At 72.1% G+C, this 1,411-nt stretch carries 3 protein-coding genes; all 3 read left to right on the top strand.

Going from position 1 to position 1,411, the window contains the following annotated elements:
- Positions 1-177 (top strand): endolytic transglycosylase MltG (locus EGJ34_RS21705; protein ID WP_185750293.1); only part of this gene is annotated, 177 nt, incomplete at its 5' end.
- Positions 174-842, top strand: coding sequence for a dTMP kinase (gene tmk / locus EGJ34_RS21700; RefSeq protein ID WP_125362451.1), 669 nt, complete (start codon positions 174-176; stop codon positions 840-842). The genes EGJ34_RS21705 and tmk, both read left to right, overlap by 4 nt.
- The coding region (locus EGJ34_RS21695) for a DNA polymerase III subunit delta' (RefSeq protein WP_125362450.1) at positions 835-1,411 on the top strand (577 nt) is incomplete at its 3' end. The genes tmk and EGJ34_RS21695, both read left to right, overlap by 8 nt.

The following is a 1,411-nucleotide window of genomic DNA, read 5'->3' as shown; positions in this document are numbered from 1 at the left end:
GCGCTGCACGCCGCCGCGCAGCCCGCCCCCGGCGATGCGCTGTACTTCGTCGCCGTGGGCGACGGCAGTGGCGCGCACGTGTTCTCGGCCACCTACACCGACCACAACGCCGCCGTCGCCCGTTACCTGCAGCAGCTGCGTCAGCAGCGTGCGCAGCAGCAGGCACAACCGCAATGATCCCTGACCTGCATCGCCATCCACACTTCATCAGCCTGGAAGGCGGGGAGGGCGCGGGCAAGACCACCGCGCTCAACGCCATCCGCCAGGCACTGGAAGCGCATGGCCACACCGTGCTGCTCACCCGCGAGCCCGGCGGCACCCCGCTGGCCGAGCGCCTCCGCGCGCTGGTGCTCACTCCCGACCCCGAGATCGCCGCCGAGCCGCTGAGCGCCGAGGCCGAGCTGCTGCTGGTGTTCGCCGGCCGCGCCCAGCACGTGCGCCAGGTCGTGCTGCCCGCACTGGCCCAAGGCACCTACGTGCTCAGCGACCGCTTCACCGATTCCAGCTACGCCTACCAGGGTGGGGGGCGCGGCCTCGATCCGACCTTCATCGCCGAGCTGGAGCGCCGCACCGTCGGCCTGCAGCCCGGCCTGACCCTGCTGCTGGACGTGGATGTGGCCGTGGGCCGCGCCCGTGCCAGCGGCCGTGACGAAGGCCCGGACCGCATCGAGCGTGAGCAGGACGACTTCTTCCAGCGCGTGCGCAACGTGTTCCGCCAGCGCGCCGCCGCCGAACCCGATCGCTTCCGCGTGATCGACGCCAGCCAGGACCAGGCCGGCGTCGCCGGCCAGGTCGTGGCTGCCATCGATGCCTATCTGGGCAAGGGAGGCGGCAATGGCTGAGTTCTCGCCCTGGCAGCAGCGCGCCTATGACCAGACCGTCGCCGCGCTCGACGCTGGCCGCCTCGGCCATGGCCTGCTGATCTGTGGCCCGGCCGGGCTCGGCAAGGCCGAGGTCGCCCTGGCGCTGGCCAAACACGTGCTGGAGCGCGGCGAGCCCGCCGCCGCCCAGCGCGCCGCCCAGCTGATTGCTGCCGGCACCCACCCGGACCTGCAGCAGGTGTCGTTCATTCCGAACAAGACCGGCGACAAGCTGCGCACCGAGATCGTGATCGAGCAGGTCCGTGAGATCTCGCAGAAGCTGGCGCTGACCCCCCAGTACGGCGTCGCCCAGGTGGTCATCGTCGACCCGGCCGATGCCATCAACCGCGCCGCCTGCAACGCCCTGCTCAAGACCCTGGAAGAGCCCCAGCCCGGGCGCTACCTGTGGCTGATCAGCAGCGACCCCGCGCGCCTGCCCGCCACCGTGCGCAGCCGCTGCCAGCGCCTCGAATTCAAGCTGCCGCCGCGCGAGGAAGCGCTGGCCTGGCTGCAGGCCCCTCCTGCCCCGGCAACGGCAGATCCCACCCGGC

The sequence above is a fragment of the Stenotrophomonas sp. 278 genome (assembly GCF_003935715.1).
Lineage (GTDB): Bacteria > Pseudomonadota > Gammaproteobacteria > Xanthomonadales > Xanthomonadaceae > Stenotrophomonas > Stenotrophomonas maltophilia_AH.
This window is presented reverse-complemented; position numbering and strand designations above follow the sequence as displayed.

Coding starts and splice junctions, on each gene's coding strand:
- tmk (WP_125362451.1), top strand. CDS start 174: ATGATCCCTGACCTGCATCGCCATCCACACTTCATCAGCCTGGAAGGC.